Raw genomic sequence first — 16,327 nt, 5'->3', positions numbered from 1 at the left:
ACCAGTAATCATAATTGATTGAGCCTTAACTGTCGTGATGACGATCACATTCCTGCTGACCGGCTCGTCGGTAAGGTCGCTTTCGCGGCATTCATAATTTTTCTCAATTTATTTCAATAGATTAATCATTCCCGGGCTTTTTCTGACGACCTTCGCCAAATGTGATCCAGAGCTAGTTATGATCAATTGCATACTTGTATGGTAATAAAAATAACGCTATTTGTTCAGAAAACAGACAAGGGAAGGAACAGAAATGAGAAGCGTCGTTGTCAAAGAGCCAGGCCAACTGAACATCGAATCCCGTCCGGTTCCCGCTCCGGGCGCCCACGAAGTCCGGGTGAAAATCGCCTTTGCCGGGATCTGCGGGTCCGATGTGCATATCTATCAAGGCCATAACCCCTTCGCGAAATATCCCCGCGTTATCGGCCATGAATTCTTCGGCATCATTGATGCCGTCGGCGAGCAGGTCTCTTCGGCACGCATCGGCGAGCGCGTCGCGGTCGACCCTGTCGTCAGCTGCGGCCATTGTTATCCCTGCTCGGTGGGGCGGCCGAATGTCTGTGCGCAGCTCCAGGTCATCGGGGTTCACTGCGACGGCGGATTCAGCGACTACGCCTGCGTGCCGGCGAAAAACGCCTGGCGCATTCCGGAGGCCATCAGCGATCGTCAGGCGACGATGGTTGAGCCTTTTACCATTGCGGCAAACATTACCGCCCAGCTGCAGCCCACGGCGCAGGATATCGCCCTGATCTACGGCGCAGGTCCGATGGGTCTGACGGCGATCCAGGCGCTGAAAGGGGTGTATGGCGTTAAGCAGGTGATCGTAGTGGACCGCATTGCCGAACGTCTGCAGATGGCGCGGGACAACGGCGCCGATTTGACGCTGGATAACACTCACCAGCCGCTGGCGGAACAGCTGGCGCAGCGGCAGATAGCCCCCACGCTGATCATCGATGCCGCCTGCCATCCGGCGATCCTTCAGGAGGCCATTCTCCTCGCCTCTCCCGCCGCACGCATCGGCATACTCGGCTTCTCCGGTGAGCCGTCCACCCTGACCCAGCAAAGCATCACCAGTAAAGAGATCTCCATTTTCTCCTCCCGGCTAAACAGCGGGCGTTTTCCGCTGGTTATCGACTGGATGGAGAAAGGCCTTATCCAGCCTGAGGCGTTAATCACCCACTGCATGCCGCTGGAGCAGGTAAAAGAGGCGATGGAGATTTTCGCCAACGATCGGAAAACTTGCTGCAAGGTATTGCTGCAGCTGGGTTAAATGCTAAATAACGGGCGACGTGAATATTGATATCCGTCGCGCCAGAGCTCAATAATATAATCATCATGGTGTCATCATGGGAAAAAATATCCGCTGGATTATCGTCCTGTTATTATTTTTAGTATATATGATTAATTATCTGGACCGGGTGGCGTTATCCATTACGGTACCAATGATTGAAAAGGATCTGGCGCTAAACGCTGAACAATTTGGTATTATTTTCGGCAGTTTTTTCTTCGGCTATGCGGTATTTAATTTTATTGGCGGTCTGGCCGTAGATAAGTTTGGCGCAACGCTAGTCCTGGGGCTGGCGGTGGGGATGTGGTCGCTGTTTTGCGGCTTAACTGCCTTTGCCACCGGCTTTTATTCCATGCTGATGCTGCGAGTCCTCTTCGGGATGGCTGAGGGCCCGATTTGCGCGTCGGCGAACAAGATGATCAACGGCTGGTTTCCCAAGAAGCAAGCGGCCACCGCCGTGGGGCTGCTCAGCGCCGGCTCTCCGCTGGGCGGCGCGATTGCCGGCCCCATCGTCGGTTATCTGGCCCTGGCATTCGGCTGGCGCCCGGCGTTTATGATTATTTTCGCCATCGGCATTGTGTGGATGATAGTGTGGTTTTTTATTGCCGCTAACTCGCCGGAAAAACATAAACATGTCAGCCGGGAAGAGCTCATGCTCATTAATAATATGAAGCAAGAGGAGTCTGCGCTGGAATCAACTGAAAATCAAACCGCCCACTCGCTGGGTTATTATCTCAAACAACCTATTATACTGGTGACGGCCTTTGCCTTCTTTTGCTACAACTATATTCTGTTTTTCTTTCTCAGCTGGTTTCCGTCCTATCTGGTTCAGCAGCACCATCTCGATATTAAACAGATGAGCCTCACCACCATGATCCCATGGATAGTCGGCTTTGTCGGTCTGGCGCTGGGGGGCTATATTTCCGATAAAATTTTTAAACTCACCGGACGCCTGCTGCTGTCACGCAAAATTGTGCTGGTGGTATGTCTGCTGATGGCCGCCATCTGTGTGGGGCTTGCCGGTACCGTCAGCAGCGTCGTTCCTGCCGTTCTGCTGATGTCAGTCTCCATCTTTTTCCTCTATGTCACCGGAGCGATCTACTGGGCGATTATCCAGGACGTGGTGCATAAATCCCGCGTTGGCGGCACCAGCGGCTTTATCCACCTTATCGGCAGCGTCTCCGGCATCGTGGGACCGATTGTCACCGGCTATATCGTGCAGTCTACCGGTAAATTCGACAGCGCCTTTGTCCTCGCCGGCACTATCGCCGCGCTCGGCGCCCTGCTGGTGCTGTTCGTGATCAAAACGCCGCGTGTGACGATGAAAGCCAGTCAGGCTTAGTTGACAGGAAAGCCATGCCCGGCGCAGCCATCACGCCGGGCATCCTCTTAGACTATTTCGCCGACTGGGGCGCGACCCAGCTGCGGCCCAGCGCCGAACCCTGAGCGCCCTGCTCATTCAGATAGCGATCCAGTTCAACCATTCCGGTCCAGCGATTTTCGCACCACAGCGGCGCGAGCAGCGTCGGCCGACGGGCGCTGGCCGATATGCGATGGTAGATCACCTCCGGCGGGGTATGGCGGATCATCTCCCCGGCGGTGACGGTATACGCCTCCAGTTCGATGCCATCGAGACGACCGGCCTGCCATGCTTTTGCCATAATGCTGCCTTTCACAATATGCAGCGGATGCAGCTTTATGCCATCCACGCCGGTGGTCACGACCCGATCCACCGTCTCGAGGCCATGCTCCTGGCTCTCCCCGGGCAGGCCGACGATCAGATGCGCGCATACCTTCAGTCCGCGCTCACGCGCCAGACGCGCGGTGCGCTGGTAACAGGCGAAATCATGCCCGCGGTTAATGCGATGCAGGGTCTTATCATGGGCGGTCTGCAGCCCCAGCTCCAGCCAAACCTCATACCCCTGCTGGTGGTATTCACTGAGCAGGTCGAGAACCGCCTCCGGCACGCAGTCCGGGCGGGTGCCAACGCAGAGGCCAACGATATTCGCCTCGCTGACGGCCTGACGATACATCGAGCGGAGCACCTGCACTTCAGCAAAGGTGCTGGTATAGGCCTGAAAGTAGGCCAGATAACGCTTTGCCCGGTTAACAAGCTGCGCCTGATGGGCGAGCTGTTCGGCGATGGATCGATGCTGCTGCGCTTCATCCGCAAACGAGGCCACGTTACAGAATGTGCAACCGCCACGGCCCAGCGTGCCGTCGCGGTTCGGGCAGCTAAAACCGCCGTGCAGCGTTAGCTTATGGACCTTTTCGCCATAGCGGCGCAGAAGATCCCCACCAAACATATTGACTAATTTCTGTAACTGCATAATCTGATAGACCGGCCTCAACAAAGGGGGCCAAGCCTGCCACTTTTCGTCACCGACGGCGATGACCTGGATCAATCGTCAGCGCGGCGAATCATCTCATTGCATAAACAATCATGATTACTGCAATTTCATTCACACGCAGGGTAATGAGTTTTCCTTATATTTCATCATCGCGCGGCCCTAATCTGCTTTATGGTAAAAAACAGTATTAATGTCCATCACACACATTTACAGCAGTCAAATGTGCTAATAATGAAATGTATTTCAGCGTAGATCGGTAATGCAAAGCCGCGCGCACAGTGAGACAGATCACACTAGCCTTACCCTCTGCAGGCGTATCCAAAGCATAAAAAATGGCATTATTTATTTTAAAAACAACAAGTTAATACCTGCATAGCACATTTTTGTATTAATAAGATTGCCATTTGACGTAAGTGTGGATTCCCGATAAGTTGGGAATCCGCTGGAAGCTTTCTGGATGAGCACTCTGCTCATCATATTTATGCAGTAATTGAGATTCCCTCTTAACAGCAAGTCCTCAAACTTGTGTACCGATGCGAAAAGGATTTAAAGAGGGCGAATGCGAGGTGCAAACCCCGTCGCCATGCTCTTTCTGTGCCTGTGCGCAATCGGTATCGGAGGGGGTCCGTAGAGCCTGGGGAGGTTCACTGATATGTTGTACGACAAATCCCTTGAGAGGGATAACTGTGGTTTCGGCCTGATCGCCCACATAGAAGGCGAACCTAGCCACAAGGTAGTGCGAACCGCGATACACGCACTGGCCCGCATGCAGCACCGTGGCGCAATCCTTGCCGATGGTAAAACCGGCGACGGTTGCGGTCTGCTGCTGCAAAAACCCGATCGTTTCTTCCGCATCGTTGCCGAAGAGCGCGGCTGGCGTTTAGCCAAAAACTACGCCGTTGGGATGCTGTTCCTGAATAAAGATCCTGAACTGGCGAAAGCGGCGCGCCGCATCGTTGAAGAAGAACTTCAGCTTGAGACCCTGTCGATCGTCGGCTGGCGCGATGTGCCGACCAACGAAGGCGTGCTCGGTGAAATCGCCCTCTCCTCGCTGCCCCGTATTGAGCAAATCTTTGTTAACGCCCCGGCCGGCTGGCGCCCGCGCGATATGGAGCGCCGTCTGTTTATTGCGCGTCGTCGCATTGAAAAACGCCTGCAGGAAGACAAAGATTTCTACGTTTGTAGCTTGTCCAACCTGGTCAACATCTATAAAGGTCTGTGTATGCCGGCGGATTTGCCGCGCTTCTACCTGGACCTCGCAGACCTGCGCCTGGAGTCGGCTATCTGCCTGTTCCACCAGCGCTTCTCCACCAACACCGTACCACGCTGGCCGCTGGCACAGCCGTTCCGCTACCTGGCGCACAACGGTGAAATCAACACCATCACCGGCAACCGCCAGTGGGCTCGCGCCCGTACCTATAAGTTCCAGACCCCGCTGATCCCGGACCTGCACGACGCCGCGCCGTTCGTTAACGAAACCGGCTCCGACTCCAGTTCAATGGACAACATGCTGGAGCTGCTGCTGGCCGGCGGGATGGACATTGTGCGCGCCATGCGTCTGTTGGTGCCGCCAGCCTGGCAGAACAACCCGGATATGGATCCGGAGCTGCGTTCATTCTTCGACTTTAACTCCATGCATATGGAGCCATGGGACGGCCCGGCGGGCATCGTCATGTCCGACGGTCGCTACGCGGCCTGTAACCTCGACCGTAATGGCCTGCGCCCGGCGCGCTACGTCATTACCAAAGATAAGCTCATCACCTGCGCCTCTGAAGTCGGCATCTGGGACTACCAGCCGGACGAAGTGGTTGAAAAAGGCCGCGTGGGCCCGGGCGAGCTGATGGTTATCGATACCCGTGCCGGACGCATTCTGCACTCGGCGGAAACCGATGACGATCTGAAGAGCCGCCATCCGTATAAAGAGTGGATGGAGAAAAACGTTCGTCGCCTGGTGCCGTTTGAAGATCTGCCGGACGAAGAGGTTGGCAGCCGCCAGCTGGACGACGATCTGCTGGCCAGCTACCAGAAACAGTTTAACTACAGCGCGGAAGAGCTGGACTCGGTTCTGCGCGTGCTCGGCGAAAATGGCCAGGAGGCGGTCGGCTCTATGGGCGATGACACGCCGTTTGCCGTCCTTTCCAGCCAGCCGCGCATTATCTACGATTACTTCCGTCAGCAGTTCGCCCAGGTGACGAACCCGCCTATCGATCCGCTGCGTGAAGCGCACGTCATGTCGCTGGCCACCAGCATCGGTCGCGAAATGAACGTCTTCTGCGAAGCGGAAGGCCAGGCGCATCGTCTGAGCTTCAAATCTCCGATCCTGCTGTACTCCGATTTCAAACAGCTGACGACGATGGAAGAAGAGCACTATCGTGCCGACGTCCTCGACATCACCTTCAACCCGGCAGAGGCTTCCCTCAGCGAGACGGTGAAGGCCCTGTGCGACAAAGCGGAGCAGATGGTACGCGATGGTACCGTGCTGCTGGTCCTCTCCGACCGTAACATCGCCAAAGACCGCCTGCCGGTGCCGGCGCCGATGGCCGTTGGCGCGATCCAGACCCGTCTGGTCGATAAAAGTCTGCGCTGCGATGCCAACATCATCGTTGAAACCGCCAGCGCCCGCGATCCGCACCACTTCGCCGTGCTGCTGGGCTTCGGCGCGACAGCTATCTATCCGTACCTCGCCTATGAAACGCTGGCGAAGCTGGTCGACAGCAAAGCCATCGATAAACCGTACCGTGCGGTGATGCTGAACTATCGCAACGGTATCAACAAAGGTCTGTATAAGATCATGTCCAAGATGGGGATCTCGACCATCGCCTCCTACCGCTGCTCGAAGCTGTTCGAAGCGGTCGGTCTGCATCGCGATGTCTCCGACCTCTGCTTCCAGGGCGTGGTCAGCCGCATCGGCGGCGCCGGCTTCGACGATTTCCAGCAGGATCTGCTGAATCTGTCGAAACGCGCATGGCTGGCGCGCAAGCCGCTGGCTCAGGGCGGTCTGCTGAAGTACGTTCACGGCGGCGAATATCACGCCTACAACCCGGACGTGGTGCGCACCCTGCAGCAGGCTGTGCAGAGCGGTGAGTACAGCGATTATCAACAATACGCGAAGCTGGTTAACGAACGCCCGGCGGCCACGCTGCGCGATCTGCTGGCGCTCAACCCGGGCGAAGATGCCATCAGCATCGACGACGTGGAGCCGGCGAAGGAGCTGTTTAAACGCTTCGATACCGCAGCGATGTCGATCGGCGCCCTGAGTCCGGAAGCGCACGAATCGCTGGCGGAAGCGATGAACAGCATCGGCGGCTTCTCCAACTCCGGTGAAGGCGGTGAAGACCCGGCGCGCTACGGCACCAACAAAGTGTCGCGCATCAAGCAGGTGGCATCCGGCCGCTTCGGCGTCACCCCAGCCTATCTGGTCAATGCCGACGTTATCCAGATCAAAGTCGCCCAGGGCGCGAAGCCGGGTGAAGGCGGTCAGCTGCCGGGTGATAAAGTCACCCCGTACATCGCTAAACTACGCTATTCGGTACCGGGCGTGACGCTGATCTCCCCGCCGCCGCACCACGATATCTACTCTATCGAGGATCTGGCGCAGCTGATTTTCGACCTCAAGCAGGTTAACCCGAAAGCGATGATCTCGGTCAAGCTGGTTTCGGAACCGGGCGTGGGCACCATCGCCACCGGCGTAGCCAAGGCTTATGCCGATCTGATCACCATCGCCGGCTACGACGGCGGCACCGGGGCAAGCCCGCTCACTTCAGTGAAATATGCCGGCTGTCCGTGGGAGCTTGGTCTGGTGGAAACCCAGCAGGCGCTGGTCGCTAACGGTCTGCGTCACAAGATCCGTCTGCAGGTGGATGGCGGCCTGAAAACCGGCCTCGATATCATCAAAGCGGCGATCCTTGGCGCGGAAAGCTTCGGCTTCGGCACCGGCCCGATGGTGGCGCTGGGCTGTAAATACCTGCGTATTTGTCACCTGAACAACTGCGCGACCGGCGTGGCGACCCAGGATGACAAACTGCGTAAGAACCACTATCACGGTCTGCCGTTCAAAGTGACCAACTACTTTGAATTTATCGCCCGTGAAACCCGCGAGCTGATGGCCCAGCTGGGCGTCAAGCGACTGGTGGATCTGATTGGCCGCACCGATCTGCTCAAAGAGCTGGATGGGTTCACCGCCAAGCAGCAGAAACTGGATCTGGGTAAACTGCTGGAGACCGCAGAGCCGCATCCTGGCAAAGCGCTGTACTGCACCGAAAATAACCCGCCGTTCGATAACGGCGTGCTCAACGCCCAGCTGCTGCAGCAGGCGAAACCGTACGTGGATGAAAAGCAGAGCAAAACGTTCTGGTTCGATATCCGCAATACCGACCGCTCCGTGGGGGCCTCGCTGTCCGGGTATATCGCCCAGACCCATGGCGACCAGGGACTGGCGGGCGACCCGATCGTCGCTCACTTTAGCGGCACCGCGGGCCAGAGCTTCGGCGTGTGGAACGCCGGCGGCGTGGAACTGCATCTGACGGGCGACGCCAACGACTATGTCGGCAAAGGCATGGCGGGCGGTCTGCTGGCCATTCGTCCTCCGGTGGGCTCCGCTTTCCGCAGTCACGAAGCCAGCATTATCGGCAACACCTGCCTGTACGGCGCGACCGGTGGTCGTCTGTACGCCGCAGGCCGCGCAGGTGAGCGTTTCGCGGTGCGTAACTCCGGCGCCATTACCGTGGTGGAAGGCATCGGCGACAACGGCTGTGAATATATGACCGGCGGCATCGTCTGCGTGCTCGGTAAAACCGGCGTCAACTTTGGCGCAGGGATGACCGGCGGCTTTGCCTATGTCCTGGATGAAGATGGCGACTTCCGCAAGCGCGTGAATCCGGAGCTGGTGGAAGTGCTGGACGTTGACTCTCTGGCCATCCATGAAGAGCACCTGCGCGGTTTAATCACCGAGCACGTACAGCTTACCGGTTCGCAACGCGGCGAAGAGATCCTCGCCAACTGGCCGGCCTTCTCCGCGAAGTTTGCGCTGGTTAAACCGAAGTCCAGCGATGTTAAAGCACTGTTGGGTCACCGTAGTCGTTCCGCAGCTGAGCTGCGGGTGCAGGCGCAGTAAGGGGTTAAGATGAGTCAGAACGTTTATCAATTTATCGACCTGCAGCGCGTTGATCCGCCAAAGAAACCGCTGAAGATCCGTAAAATTGAATTTGTGGAAATTTACGAGCCGTTTTCAGAAGGCCAGGCCAAGGCGCAGGCAGATCGCTGCCTGTCCTGCGGCAACCCGTACTGCGAATGGAAGTGCCCGGTGCATAACTACATCCCGAACTGGCTGAAGCTGGCCAACGAGGGACGTATTTTTGAGGCGGCTGAGCTGTCGCACCAGACCAACACCCTGCCGGAAGTCTGCGGGCGCGTTTGCCCGCAGGACCGCCTGTGTGAAGGCTCCTGTACGCTGAACGATGAGTTCGGCGCGGTGACCATCGGCAACATCGAACGCTATATCAACGATAAAGCATTCGAGATGGGCTGGCGTCCGGATCTCTCCGGCGTGAAACCGACCGGTAAAACCGTCGCTATCATCGGCGCTGGCCCGGCGGGCCTCGCCTGTGCCGACGTCCTGACCCGTAACGGCGTCAAGGCGGTGGTGTTTGACCGCCATCCGGAAATCGGCGGCCTGCTGACCTTCGGTATCCCGGCGTTCAAGCTGGAAAAAGAGGTGATGACCCGCCGCCGGGAGATCTTCACTGGCATGGGCATTGAGTTCAAACTCAATACCGAAGTGGGCCGTGACGTGCAGCTTGACGACCTGCTGAAAGAGTACGATGCGGTGTTCCTCGGCGTTGGCACCTATCAGTCAATGCGCGGCGGGCTGGACAACGAAGACGCCCAGGGCGTCTACGACGCGCTGCCGTTCCTGATCGCCAATACCAAGCAGATCATGGGCTTTGGCGAAACCGCCGATGAGCCCTACGTCAGCATGGAAGGCAAACGCGTGGTCGTGCTCGGCGGTGGCGACACCGCGATGGACTGCGTACGCACCTCCGTCCGTCAGAATGCGGCTCACGTGATCTGCGCCTATCGTCGTGACGAAGAGAACATGCCGGGTTCAAAACGCGAAGTGAAAAACGCGCGTGAAGAAGGCGTGGAGTTCCAGTTCAACGTCCAGCCGCTGGGTGTGGAAGTGAATGCCAACGGCAAAGTGTGCGGCGTGAAGATGGCGCGCACCGAGATGGGCCAGCCGGATGCAAAAGGCCGCCGTCGCGCGGAGATCGTTCCCGGCTCTGAGCACGTGGTGCCGGCAGACGCCGTCGTCATGGCGTTTGGCTTCCGTCCCCACAGCATGGAGTGGCTGGCGAAGCACAGCGTCGAGCTGGACTCCCAGGGCCGCATCATTGCCCCGGAAGGCAGCGAGAACGCCTTCCAGACCAGCAACCCGAAAATCTTCGCCGGTGGCGATATCGTGCGCGGTTCCGACCTGGTAGTCACCGCGATTGCCGAAGGACGTAAAGCGGCGGACGGGATCCTGAACTACCTGGAAGTGTAATGCGAATACCCGGATAGCGGTTTTATCCGGGTATGGGACTCAGGCCCGATGGTTAATCCCATCGGGCTTATTTATGCGCTTAACAAATTTGCGCTGACTTTAATCACCACTTTTTTTATCTCTGCGGGCTCGGTTATTACGCATCCTGGCTTATGCGGTTCACCCGGCATAAAGATCGCGAACATACCTGGCGTCAGAATGACCGACTGTTCGCCATCAATCGCGTTGCACAGCTGATAATCCTCCTCAACGTGCATCTCCTCGCACTGCATTGCGGAGCCGGCTACGCCGAAAAAAATCTGCTCTTCGCCCGCCAGTAATATCTGGATATCGATAAACTTCGTATGTAGTTCAGCCTTTTTATCTGCCGGAAACTCCGTCATAAACTGCATCACATTCATAAAGACATTATCCCCTTGAAGTTCAACGCTTCCGGGAGAAAGACTCAATAAATCATGATCCAGGGCGAGGGATATCGCCTTTTGTAGCCCCGACGACACGCCAGCCAACAATGGATTGTTTACATCACCGATTATCATGGCTTCTCTCCTTGCCCCATAGCGCCGCTCCCAGCAGGCCAGCATCATGGCGATAGTGTGCTGCGCATAATGGAACCTGGTAAATAGCCGGTTCTTGCGCCAGATAGTCCCTCACCAACGGTAAGTACCCATCCGCCAGGCCAATACTGCCGCCAACGACCACGCACTGGCAATCGGTCAACGCTTTAAGATCGGCAATCATCCGCGCCAAAGTTTGTGCCGAGTGCTGAATGAGTAAACGCGCCTGCGGGTGGCCTTGCGCCGCAAAAGTAAAAATAGATTTCGCATCCAGTCCGCAGAGATCGTCAGTTGCCGCCGCGGCGATTCCCCGTCCGGAAGCAATGGCCTCTACGCAGCCGACGCGGCCGCAGCCGCAAAGCGGTCCGTCAGGATCGGCTAACGAGTGCCCCAGGTGTCCGGCCAGGCCTCCGGCCCCGGTAAGTAAAGTACCGTTGCTCACCACGCCGCCGCCAACCCCGGTAGAAACGGTAATAAACGCCATATCGCTGACCTTATCAGCCATCGCCTGGTATTCCGCCCAGGCTGCCGCCTGAGCATCATTTATCGCCAGCGTTGGCAGACCGGTTATTTCTCGTAACGTTTTTACCAGCGGGAAGTGCATGAGTCCGCCAAGATTCTGTGGATTAATTGCAATCAGGTTTCCTTCACGAATAATCCCGGTCGAGGCTATCGCGACGCGCTTTGCCCGCATGCACAGAGGCCTGACAAGCGCCTCCAGCGCCGTGTTCAGAGCATCCGCTGTTTTGCTGGCAGGAGTGGGTAGCTCGCGACGATCGCAGAGCAGCAGGTCATCCGTTACCAGCGCCGCAGCAAGCTTCGTACCGCCAATATCTATCGCCAGCGTCGTCATGACTTCGTCTCTTTTAACGCCGTGTTATACCACTGGCAAATATGTTCCAGGCGGGTAATCGCAGAACCAACGGTCACCGCCCACGCACCGTGGCGTATGGCTTCCGCTGCCTGAGCCGGTGTGTTGTAGCGCCCTTCCGCATTCACCCTGCAGCCGGCCTCCGCCAGCGCTTTCACCAGCTCCAGATCTGGTTCATCCGGGGTATACGCCATGGTATAGCCCGACAGCGTAGTGCCGATGATTTCCGCGCCAAGAGCCTGACAGGCCAGGCCATCCTCAAGAGAGGAGCAGTCGGCCATCGCCACTAGCTTATGCTGGTGGATACGCGCCAGTAGCGTTGCCACTGGAACAGGGCGCGCTCGCTCTGTGCCATCAACGGCGATAATATCGGCGCCAGCCTGCATCAATGCATCGATATCTTCCAGATAGGGCGTGATCCTTACCGGCGAATCATCCAGATCGCGTTTAATAATGCCGATAATCGGCACCTTTACCTGCGCGCGTACCGCGCGCAGATTCTCTACGCCTTCAATGCGCAACGCGACCGCCCCGGCCTGCTCCGCCGCCAGCGCCATCGCGGCAACGATCTCCGGCTTATCCAATGGGCTGCCGGGTACCGGTTGACAGGAAACAATAAGACCGCCGTTAGCGCTAATGCGTAAATCCAATTCTTTAAGCAAAGACATACTCGCTCCCTGATAAATATGCACACCCGGCACCGCAGCCGGGCTGTTGTTATCTGGTCTTAACTAAGCCGCTTTTGTTACCACCAAAAGGCACCGCTCCGATTAGAGGTTTACCATCGATCGCATCATGAGTTCGTATCGCTTCCGGCCGAATCCAGCGCTGTACGCGGGACGGCATATCCAGCCCAATCAGCAGGATTACAACGAAGGTCAGACCAAAAGAGAGCGATCCCAACGCGGTACCCAAATCCAAACGCTGGGCAATTAAGGCACCCAGCACCGGCGCAATCGCGCCTCCCAGCGCCCCCACGTTGTAGGTAAAACCAAGTCCAGCCGCTCGCTGATCGGTATCGAAATAACCGCCAATCAGTTTTGGCAAGATCCCGGAGATCCCCTGCCCTAACATCTGCTGGAAAAACAGAAGCAGGCCAAGAACCCAGATGTGTGTGCCGCCAATTGCAAAGACCGGAATAATCAACAACTGTGAAGCCAGCAGGCTGTAAACATAGGCCTTGCGGGTGCCCAGCCAGTCCCCGAGAAATCCGCCCACACAGCAGCCAACCGCCGCGCCAAACCCGCTGAAAAACAAAATCTTTGCCACCGTCGTCGGGTCATAGGCCAGCTCGGTTTTCAGATAAGTCGGCAGCAGCGCCTGAATTGGCCATGAATAAAGGAAGGCGAAAAGTACCACCACCATCAGCATCACGCCCGTAGGCCAGCGTTTACCGCTGCCCTGCACCATAAAGCTGATAAATATCACCGCGCACATTACGCCCAGCAGCAGAACGATACCTGCATTTTGTAAGCCACCGGCAAAACAGAACCATAGGGCAGTCGCCGCCACGATGGTCATCAGGATGTTAATAACCCGATGCTTGCCGCGATAAAGCAGATCGACCATAGTCTGTACCGGTTCTTTGCCTTCATGATTCTCTTTCCAGTCTTCGGCTTCCGGAATATTTTTCCGCAGCCAGAGGGCAAATACGATGGGAACAATGCCGATGAAAAAAAGCGCGCGCCAGCCCCAGACGGGTACCACCAGGCTATAAACCTGTGCGGCGATAACTGCGCCAACGGAAAACCCGGAAATCAGAAAACCGCTGGCCTTATTGCGTAGATGCCTCGGCCAGCTTTCGATAACGTAAGTGGCGCTGGAGCCGTACTCTCCAGCCATTCCCATACCGATAACCAGACGCGCGATAAACATTGTTGTGTAACCCGGCGCAAAACCGCAGGCCAGAGTACCGAGAGAGAACAGAATAATGCTGGTCACCATCGCCAGGCGTCGACCATAGCGATCGCCCATCGCGCCAAGCATCAGACCGCCAAACCAGCGAGAAATGAAAGCCGCTGAGATGAGACTTGCAGCCTGCACGGTCGTCAGGCCAAAATCCCCCTGCACTTCGGTGAGCACCAGGGCGATTAATACAAAATCAAAACCATCAAGCAGATACCCGAGCCAGGCGGCGGAAAAAGCCCGCCACTGGGGACGGCTAAGATGGCGGTACCACGGGATGTTCTGGGGCAGTGTACTCATTTTACTCTCCCGACGATGTTTGTTGTCGCGCCAGGGGGCTTCGCTTGCCTGGCCAGGAAAGAGCAACCGCAGGCCGGAAAGCACTGTCGCCACCCGGCTACCGATCAGCCGTGTTCCTGCATTAGCTGCTGCGCCAGCGCTTTCAGCTCCGGCAAGAATTTTTCGTCTACCGGTGCAAACGGCTTACGGCATAGCGGCACAGAGACCACATCCATATAGTGCAATACGGTTTTCAAACCACGGAATACGCCGGTTTTAATCAACAGGTCGATTACCTTGTTGCACTCACATTGCAGCTGCTGTGCTTTGGCAACATCACCCACTTTCAGCGCCGCGACCATTCCCTGGTAACGCCAGCCCATGATGTTGTAAGTACTCCCAATACCGCCATCAGCTCCTGCCAACAGACCTGAGGCAAATATCTCATCGTAACCGTTGTACAACACCAGATCCGGATGAGCCCGTCGGATCTGTTCCATCTGGAATAGATCGCCTGAAGTCTGCTTTAGCGCACCGACGCCAGGCAGCGTCACCAGGGTATTGATTTGATCGAGGGTCAGCTTCACGCCGCTTAGCGCCGGGATGTTGTACACCACCATCGGCAAGCCATCAGCCGACTCAATAATGGCCTGATAATGCGCGCAGTGTTCTTCGAAACTAAACGGATAATAGAACGGCGTGACGGCGGAGACAGCATCGTAGCCATAACCTACCGCAGCCCTTGCCAGTTGCTGGCTTTCGAGGGTACTCACGCAGCCGACATGGGCGATAAGAGTCATTTTGCCTTTCGCCTCTTCCGCTACGATCTCCAGCACTTCCTGACGCTCTGTGCCGCTCTGGACAAAGGCTTCACCGGTAGATCCTCCAACATATAGTCCATCAACACCCTGGCGCAGATTAAATCGCACCAGTCGACGCAGGCTCTCTTTATCCAGTTTTTGCTGCCCATCGAACGGCGTAAGCAACGCCGCCATAACCCCACGTAAATTGACCGCCATATCTACCTCTTTGTGAATTCTTAATGATTAACTATGTACCTTTATACCTGTTATACCAGATCAAATAAGCAGCAGAGTAATAGAGAACGCTTATAATGCGATCTACTTCACTAAACGATCCTCAGGATCGTGAGGATAAACTACGAGATCAGGCTTTCTGACCTAAGGCGTGCCAGGTGGCGGATACGCTATTGAGGTGGGTCTGGAGGGCGCGATCGGCTTCGTCAGGATCGCGACGACGAATAGCATCAACAATAGCGATATGCTGTTGATAGCTGACGCTGTTATGTTCGTGCAGTTCGCGCTCGGGCACCGTTGGCCGGGCGGCGATTAGCCAGTCCAGCAGGGCCACATGGATAGCCATAAAGATTGGATTACCGGGGATCTCCGCAAGCACGCGGTGAAATTCAACGTCAGAGCGGATAAACAGCGCATTGTCATCCAGCGATTGACTGTTGATCTTTAGCGCTTGCGTCAGCTTTTCCAACTGCTCATTGCTGGCGTGTTCTGCGGCATAGCGAACCAGACTGGACTCAAAAAACAGACGCAGCTGTTCAAAATGCGCGATACCGCCAGGGTGAGACAAAAAGTCTTTCGCCATGCCGGAAAGCTCGCCAATGATGGTGTCCGCTGAAGGCCGGGAAACGCGAGCGCGTTCGCCGTTGCTGATCTGCACCAGTCCCTTACGCTTCAGCGCCGCCAGCGCTTCACGAACCGAAGGACGTCCAACGTTAAAAAAGGTCATCAGCTCACGTTCGGACGGCAGCTGTTCACCCTCCGCAAACTCCCGGCGCCGGATCATCTGCTCCAGCTCTTCTTCCACCATTTCAGACAGTTTTTTGCGCGCCAGAGGACGGCGGCCAAGGCTGTTGCCAATGGAGGACGGGGTATCTTCGGCTTGTGGATCAAATGCGCTCATAGGGACCATTGCGTGATTTGTGACAGCATGTGACGGCTGTTCCATCTTAACACAAGAATTTTGCAGAGAGCATAAAACAGGCCCCGAAGGGCCTGGTAAGGATTATTTCACGACGCGCAGCGCCGGGCGGCCACCGCGCGGCGGCGGCGTGTCGTCAGGATCGTCGTCGTGATTGTCCGGCTTATCGCCATCAATCACCGACATCACCGTTTCGCTTTCACTCTCAGGCGCGACGTCATCATCGTTGAGGCTGCTGACGTCTTCGTCATAGGCCGCTTCCGGTTCAAACATCGTGCCAGCGCCGTTCTCACGGGCATAGATGGCGAGTACCGCAGCCAGCGGGACAGACACGTTGCGCGGCACGCCGCCAAAGCGCGCGTTGAAGCGCACTTCGTCGTTCGCCAGCTCAAGATTACCTACCGCACGCGGAGCAATATTGAGAACGATTTGCCCGTCGCGCGCGTACTCCATCGGCACGAGCACGCCCGGCAGTGTGACATCCACCACCAGGTGCGGCGTCAGCTGGTTATCCAGCAGCCAGTCATAAAACGCCCGCAGCAGATACGGGCGACGCGGCGTCAGCTGTGATACATCCAT

12 protein-coding genes are annotated in these 16,327 nt (G+C 56.7%); 4 read left to right on the top strand and 8 right to left on the bottom strand.

Annotation, left to right across the window (positions count from 1 at the left end):
- Positions 1-253 precede the first annotated feature (253 nt).
- Both ACLEXF_RS14730 and ACLEXF_RS14725 read left to right on the top strand, forming a co-directional pair.
- The gene (locus ACLEXF_RS14730; protein WP_108450829.1) at positions 254-1,270 is read left to right on the top strand and encodes a Zn-dependent oxidoreductase; all 1,017 of its coding nucleotides are present in this window, start codon (positions 254-256) and stop codon (positions 1,268-1,270) included.
- A gap of 76 nt (positions 1,271-1,346) precedes the next feature.
- A complete protein-coding gene (locus ACLEXF_RS14725; RefSeq protein WP_407259574.1) occupies positions 1,347-2,630 on the top strand; it encodes an MFS transporter in 1,284 nt (427 codons plus the stop codon).
- A gap of 52 nt (positions 2,631-2,682) precedes the next feature.
- On the opposite strand, the gene ACLEXF_RS14720 is transcribed toward ACLEXF_RS14725, so the two are convergent.
- Complete coding sequence (locus tag ACLEXF_RS14720) at positions 2,683-3,618, bottom strand: TIGR01212 family radical SAM protein (RefSeq protein ID WP_423265786.1); 936 nt, start codon at positions 3,616-3,618, stop codon at positions 2,683-2,685.
- Between the two features lie 673 nt (positions 3,619-4,291).
- Here ACLEXF_RS14720 and gltB point away from each other — a divergent pair.
- Both gltB and gltD read left to right on the top strand, forming a co-directional pair.
- Complete coding sequence (gene gltB / locus ACLEXF_RS14715; RefSeq protein ID WP_017899925.1) at positions 4,292-8,752, top strand: glutamate synthase large subunit; 4,461 nt, start codon at positions 4,292-4,294, stop codon at positions 8,750-8,752.
- A 9-nt stretch (positions 8,753-8,761) separates the two neighbouring features.
- Positions 8,762-10,180: a glutamate synthase subunit GltD gene (gene gltD / locus ACLEXF_RS14710; protein ID WP_004206218.1), complete on the top strand. Its 1,419-nt coding sequence runs from the start codon at positions 8,762-8,764 to the stop codon at positions 10,178-10,180.
- Positions 10,181-10,251: 71 nt separating this feature from the next.
- Here the strand turns inward: gltD and nanQ are convergent, their stop codons facing one another.
- The 7 genes from nanQ to sspB form a co-directional block, all read right to left on the bottom strand.
- Positions 10,252-10,719 carry an N-acetylneuraminate anomerase gene (nanQ, locus tag ACLEXF_RS14705; RefSeq protein WP_004206219.1) on the bottom strand — a complete coding sequence of 156 codons (468 nt, stop codon included), beginning with the start codon at positions 10,717-10,719 and terminating at the stop codon, positions 10,252-10,254.
- Positions 10,706-11,590 (bottom strand): N-acetylmannosamine kinase, encoded by an 885-nt coding sequence (gene nanK, locus ACLEXF_RS14700; protein ID WP_004206220.1) that lies wholly within the window; start codon positions 11,588-11,590, stop codon positions 10,706-10,708. The genes nanQ and nanK overlap by 14 nt, the downstream gene beginning before the upstream one ends.
- Positions 11,587-12,276 carry an N-acetylmannosamine-6-phosphate 2-epimerase gene (locus ACLEXF_RS14695; protein ID WP_004206221.1) on the bottom strand — a complete coding sequence of 230 codons (690 nt, stop codon included), beginning with the start codon at positions 12,274-12,276 and terminating at the stop codon, positions 11,587-11,589. Before ACLEXF_RS14695 ends, nanK begins: the two co-directional genes overlap by 4 nt.
- 49 nt (positions 12,277-12,325) lie before the next feature.
- Positions 12,326-13,813, bottom strand: coding sequence for an MFS transporter (locus tag ACLEXF_RS14690; RefSeq protein WP_060656524.1), 1,488 nt, complete (start codon positions 13,811-13,813; stop codon positions 12,326-12,328).
- A gap of 104 nt (positions 13,814-13,917) precedes the next feature.
- A complete protein-coding gene (nanA, locus tag ACLEXF_RS14685; RefSeq protein ID WP_004206223.1) occupies positions 13,918-14,811 on the bottom strand; it encodes an N-acetylneuraminate lyase in 894 nt (297 codons plus the stop codon).
- Positions 14,812-14,959: 148 nt separating this feature from the next.
- On the bottom strand, positions 14,960-15,739 hold the full coding sequence (gene nanR, locus ACLEXF_RS14680) for a transcriptional regulator NanR (protein WP_004206225.1): 780 nt from the start codon (positions 15,737-15,739) through the stop codon (positions 14,960-14,962).
- A 93-nt stretch (positions 15,740-15,832) separates the two neighbouring features.
- Entirely contained in the window at positions 15,833-16,327 is a 495-nt protein-coding gene (gene sspB, locus ACLEXF_RS14675; protein WP_002918465.1) for a ClpXP protease specificity-enhancing factor, read from the bottom strand.

Source organism: Klebsiella pneumoniae complex sp. WS1778 (genome assembly GCF_049472055.1).
Lineage (GTDB): Bacteria > Pseudomonadota > Gammaproteobacteria > Enterobacterales > Enterobacteriaceae > Klebsiella > Klebsiella quasipneumoniae.
This window is presented reverse-complemented; position numbering and strand designations above follow the sequence as displayed.